Genomic DNA, 5,482 nt, shown 5'->3' with positions numbered 1-5,482 from the left:
TTGCCCATGCCAAAGAAGTGGCGGCCCGGGTGGACCGCATCGTCCGCCGCCAACCGCCGCCCAGCCACCCCTGGAGGCGCTGGAATCCCGGTTACCTCGGCGCCGCCGACCCCTCAGCAAAATAGGACATTGCTGCTTTGGTTTGATAGACTGTTAGCCTTTTTTGTCGGTTCTGTATTTGCCGGATTGTTCCGCCGCTTTCGCCAAAGGCAGGGGAGTTACAGGGAAATGCGGCGAGGCATGCCGGATCAGCGTTTCCAGTTTATCCGTCAGCGATTCCGGTTTTTTCAACTCGCATTCCCAGACCGTGATTACGTTCCACCCAAGCCCGCGGATTTTCTGCCGGTTCTCCTTGTCGCGCTGAACGGTCCTCTGGAACTTCGGCAGCCAGTATTCCTGGCGGCTTGCCGGGGTACTGGCTCGCGGGCAACCGACATGCCGGTGCCAAAAACAGCCGTGTACGAAAATAACGGTATTGTATTTAGGCAAAACGATATCCGGTTTGCCCGGCAATTTTCGAGCATGCAGACGGAACCGGAATCCCAACCGGTGCAGGATGGAGCGCACGGCTCTCTCTGGAGCCGTGTTCCTGAGCCGGACGCGCTGCATAATTTCTCTTCGCTTTTCAGGGGAAAAGATGTCCAATGGAAATCGCCGCTGCGTCCTGATTTTGGTCCCGGTTCTGACTCGTTCCGCCCAATAACCCGGTTGTAACAATTGATGCGCCCGTAATGCGGCAGGAGGAAAAAATATCTTCCCCCGCAGAGACGGATTCCTTTGTCAGGGAATTTTCAACACTACAGGAGAACGCCCTTCCAGCACCTTGTTCAGGGAGCCGAGAGGCGGACAATACGGGGCACGGACGATGTCCATAAAACACGGCTGCTTGTTTTTGCCGGGGGCAATGGGCCCGGCATACAGCACAATTCGATTGAGTTTGCGAATGCCGGACCGCGGCGCCTTGCCGTATCCTACCGAGAGAATATTGACTTCTTTTAGGCTGTTGCTGCACAGGGAATCGGCCTTCAACCCTGTTGTGTTCCGTATGTAATCCATCAGGCGGTCCTGCACGATCCAAATCGTTTGCCCGCCCCATTCCATGGCCGCTTCCGACTTGGCAATTAATTGGCTGGCCATCCTCGCCCACACCTGCCGAATATTTACATTCGGCGCATCCGCGTCTTGTTGCAGAACGGTTTTTCTAAACACCGTCCGAATATCCGTCCCGCGGCTCCGGTTGCCGCCACTGGTGCTGCACGTCATGTTTTCGATAATCAGGGGCGGGCCGCAAGGCTGGTTTTTGCCGTTCATGCCGCGGACGATATAATCGAAAGTGTATTGAAATTTTCTGCCGGCGCTTTCCGCCCGCACGGAGACTTCCGGCCAAACCGCGACCATGCTTCCCGAACGGTGACCGGCAAGATTGAAGACATGCCGGAAAACATCGCCCTGGTTTGCCGGTTGTCCGCCAAGATAAAGAATGCGGCGGGGGCATATAATCCATGGGGAGGGGTGCTTTTTCGTTGTTATTGAGCAGATGCCGCAGGGCGCCACATCGCCGACCCCTTTATCGAAAGCGCCTCTCAATACATGGTCCCGTTCCAGGTTCACGCTTGCCATATCGCGATTCCCTCCGCCATCGCATTTGGCTTGCATAAAAGGACAATGCGCGCCTTTTCTGGAACTGCCGGCGTTTGCGGATTCGTCGTTTGGCGCGTAGCCGAAAAATTCCGCGACTACTGGCACAACTGGGATTTAATCGCCTGGGCGGCCCTTTTTGCCAGAGGAGGAGGAACGGAGTTGGCAACCTGCCGATGCTGGTCAAGGTTGGTCACCTGTCCGGTGCGGCCCCGGATCGGACCCCGGAGCACGTAATTGTCGAGGAATCCTTGAATACGCATATATTCTCTGGGCGTAAGGTAGCGATTCTCGCGGGGGTGGTAAAAGATTTCCCCGCATCGAAGCGTGAGCGACGGCTCATTCCATGCCAAACGGCGAAACTTGGTGGTGTCTTTGCGCGTCAAGTTGCGGCGAATGTCGGGAGGCGCGCTCTTTTCTTTGGCAAGCCATGAGCCTTCGCCAACAAAAGAAATCCTTTCCCGATCGCGCAGGGGAGTTTTGTCTATGTGATTTTCGATGGATGCGTCCTCGCCTTCGGCGGAAACGGGCTTCGGCAAATCGCTGATCGCGTCCGCGACTGTAGGCGGGGTCTTGGATATGGACATCTGTAATGCAGGGTTTTGGTTTTGTATCGCGGTGATTATAAGGCGCCGTCGAATCTGCGGAACCCCAGCGTCGGCGGCGTTCATGACGCGCAAACTCACCCCGTAATTTAATTTCTTGAGTCTTTTCAGCAATTCCTCGATGACTCCGCCGGACTTAAGAATGCCGTCCACTTGTTCTATGAGTATGGCTTCGGGCAGGGCGGCCTCGGCAAAGCGAGCGACTTCGAAGATAAGGGGGCCGCGCTCATCGTGAATGCCTTTTTTCTTGCCGGCTTGAGAAAAGGGCTGGCAAGGAGGGCCGGCATGGATCAAAGACAATTCTCCCCGCGATAAGCCCAATGCGCCCATAAGCCCGGCGGGGTCAATGGCGCGAACGTCCAGCTCCACTATGAGTTTCCCCCGTTTCGCGTTTGCCCGTAATGTGTCGGTGCAATGCGGGTCCTTTTCAATGGCGCAAATGGTCCGAAACCCCGCCTGATCCACGCCGACATCCAAGCCGCCGGCGCCGGAAAAAATACTAATCGCCAAACCTTGCTTCATGCCCGTATCCCTGCCCAAACGATCCATAGCGCCCGGGAGTTCGGCGCAGGCGGGAGGATGAAGTCCCGGCATTCGGGCCGTTTGCCGGTACTGGCCCGCACTCTGCGGCCAGGCGGCGCCGGCCAGGGAGGGACTGCTTCGGAATTCGCGCGCTCGCGGCGCTCTCGGGCTGTGGGGATGGCCCCATGAACCTGTTGTTCGCTGGCTTCGGTTGCGGGGGGCATCTTCATAAGGGGCAGTATATATGCTTTATGCGCGAGGCGGCAGGGCGCCCCCGGACCATGGGGCGGCATGAGTCCGCCGCCCGATGCCCGCTCCGCCCCGCCATTGCCTTACAACAACGCCACCCTCCTACAGCAGCGGCGCGATCAGCAGCGCCACGATGTTGGCGATCTTGATCAGCGGGTTGACGGCGGGGCCGGCGGTGTCCTTGTACGGGTCGCCTACGGTGTCGCCGGTGACGGCGGCCTTGTGCGCCTCGCTGCCCTTGCCGCCGTGCTGGCCGTCCTCGATGTACTTCTTGGCGTTGTCCCAGGCGCCGCCGCCGGCCGTCATCGAGATGGCGACGAAGATGCCGGTGACAATGGAGCCCAGCAACAGCCCGCCCAGGGCCTTGGGGCCGGCATCGGGGCCCATCAGCCAGGACATGCCGAAGGCGACGGCGATGGGCACGGCGACGGGCAGCAGGGAGGGGACGATCATCTCGCGGATGGCGGAGCGGGTGAGCAGATCTACCGCGCGGGAGTAGTCGGGCCGGGCCTTGCCTTCCATGATGCCGGCGATCTCCCGGAACTGACGGCGCACTTCCCGCACCACCGAGCCGGCGGCGCGGCCCACGGCCTCCATGGCCATGGCGCCGAACAGGTAGGGGATCATGCCGCCGATAAACAGGCCGATGATCACGGCGGGGTCGTTGAGCTGGAAGGAGATCGCCCGGCCGGCGTGTTCCAGGGTGTGCGTGTAGTCGGCGAACAAAACCAGGGCGGCGAGCCCGGCGGAGCCGATGGCGTAGCCCTTGGTGACGGCCTTGGTCGTGTTGCCCACGGCGTCCAGCGGGTCGGTGACGGCGCGCACGTCGGCGGGCAGTTCGGCCATCTCGGCGATGCCGCCGGCGTTGTCGGTGATGGGGCCGAAGGCGTCCAGCGCGACGATGATGCCGGTCATAGAGAGCATCGAGGTGGCGGCGATGGCGATCCCGTACAGGCCGGCCAGCTGGAAGGCGCCCCAGATGCTGATGCAGACGGCGAGCACCGGCAGCGCGGTGGCCTTCATGGATATGCCGAGGCCGGCGATGATGTTGGTGGCGTGGCCGGTGGTGGAAGCGGCGGCGATCCGCTGCACGGGGCCGTACTGGGTGCCCGTGTAGTACTCGGTGACCCAGACCATGGCGGCGGTAAGCGCCAGGCCGATCAGGGCGGCGCCGTACAGGGCGCCGATGCCGTATGCCTCCGAGGCCGGCACCGGCGTCAGCCAGACGGTGGCGGGATAGAAGCAGACGGCGGCCAGCGCGCCGGAAACGATGAGGCCGCGGTACAGTGCCGTCATGATGCCGCCGCCCTGGCCGGTGCGCACGAACAGGCTGCCGATGATGCTGGCGACGATGGAGATGCCGCCCAGCACCAGGGGATAGACGCCGGCGTTGGGGATGCCCAGCAGTTCGCCCAGCAGCATGGTGGCGATCACCGTGACCGCATAGGTCTCGAACAGGTCGGCGGCCATGCCGGCGCAGTCGCCGACGTTGTCGCCGACGTTGTCGGCGATGACGGCGGGGTTGCGGGGGTCGTCTTCCGGGATGCCGGCCTCTACCTTGCCCACCAGGTCGGCGCCCACGTCGGCGCCCTTGGTGAAAATGCCGCCGCCCAGACGGGCGAAGATGGAGATCAGGGAGCCGCCGAAGCCCAACCCGATCAGCGGCGCCAGGTGGCTGCCCTGGCCGGCCAGCAGGAGCAGGGCGTAGTAGCCGGCGACGCCCAACAGTCCCAGCCCTACCACCAGCAGACCGGTGATGGCGCCGCCGCGGAAGGCGACCTGCAGGGCATTGGGCAGTCCCGCGCGCGCCGCCTCGGCGGTGCGCAGATTGGCGCGCACGGAGACGTGCATGCCGATGTAGCCGGCGCCGCCCGAGAACAGGGCGCCGACCAGGAAGCCGAAGGCCGTCCACCAGTCCAGGGCCAGGCCCAGGACCAGGAACAGCACGACGCCGACAATGGCGATGGTCGAGTACTGCCGGTTCAGATAGGCGGCGGCGCCCTGCTGGATGGCGGTGGCGATCTCGCGCATCCGCTCGTTGCCGGCGGGCTGCGCCAGCACCCAGCGTATGGATATGCCGCCGTAGAACAGCGCGAGAACGGCGCAGAACAGGGCAAAGGCAAGTGGCGTGTCAATCATGGTATGGCCTCCTGATTTTCCTTACGATGGATGCGATGGATAGATGCGATTCTTCCAGACCTGTCAAGAGCGGCTTTCCCTCTCCTAGCCGTTACGCAATCGAGGGGAAAAGATTCCCGCCCCGCCATGGGGGGTAGATTCCGCCCGCGCCTCATTCTTCCCATCACTCCCCCCTTGAGGGGGAGTCGCGGCAGACAAGCCGTCAGGCGCAGGCTGCCGCGGTGGGGGGTAGGCGCCCTTTGCGGCTCTCCTGGGCGGCGGGGCGCAACAGGCGTTTTAGCTGCTCCCCCCACCGGCGCGACTTCGGGCTTGCGCCCTCGTCTTGCCGA

The 5,482-nt window shown here is 62.4% G+C and carries 4 protein-coding genes; all 4 read right to left on the bottom strand.

Translation table 11 applies throughout. From position 1 onward, the window contains the following. Positions 1-153: 153 nt before the first annotated feature. The gene (gene vsr, locus OXU43_04645) at positions 154-645 is read right to left on the bottom strand and encodes a DNA mismatch endonuclease Vsr (GenBank protein ID MDD9824438.1); all 492 of its coding nucleotides are present in this window, start codon (positions 643-645) and stop codon (positions 154-156) included. 135 nt (positions 646-780) lie between these two features. Beyond that, entirely contained in the window at positions 781-1,620 is an 840-nt protein-coding gene (locus OXU43_04640) for a NotI family restriction endonuclease (GenBank protein ID MDD9824437.1), read from the bottom strand. 116 nt (positions 1,621-1,736) lie between these two features. Then, on the bottom strand, positions 1,737-2,765 hold the full coding sequence (locus OXU43_04635; protein MDD9824436.1) for a DNA cytosine methyltransferase: 1,029 nt from the start codon (positions 2,763-2,765) through the stop codon (positions 1,737-1,739). 351 nt (positions 2,766-3,116) lie between these two features. After that, complete coding sequence (locus OXU43_04630; protein MDD9824435.1) at positions 3,117-5,153, bottom strand: sodium-translocating pyrophosphatase; 2,037 nt, start codon at positions 5,151-5,153, stop codon at positions 3,117-3,119. Between the last annotated feature and the right edge of the window lie 329 nt (positions 5,154-5,482).

The sequence above is a fragment of the Gammaproteobacteria bacterium genome (assembly GCA_028817255.1).
Taxonomy (GTDB): domain Bacteria; phylum Pseudomonadota; class Gammaproteobacteria; order Porifericomitales; family Porifericomitaceae; genus Porifericomes; species Porifericomes azotivorans.
The sequence above is the reverse complement of the archived record's forward strand: the minus strand, read 5'-3'. Positions and strand labels throughout refer to the sequence as shown.

Coding starts and splice junctions, on each gene's coding strand:
- OXU43_04635 (MDD9824436.1), bottom strand. CDS start 2,765: ATGAAGCAAGGTTTGGCGATTAGTATTTTTTCCGGCGCCGGCGGCTTG.
- OXU43_04640 (MDD9824437.1), bottom strand. CDS start 1,620: ATGGCAAGCGTGAACCTGGAACGGGACCATGTATTGAGAGGCGCTTTC.
- OXU43_04630 (MDD9824435.1), bottom strand. CDS start 5,153: ATGATTGACACGCCACTTGCCTTTGCCCTGTTCTGCGCCGTTCTCGCG.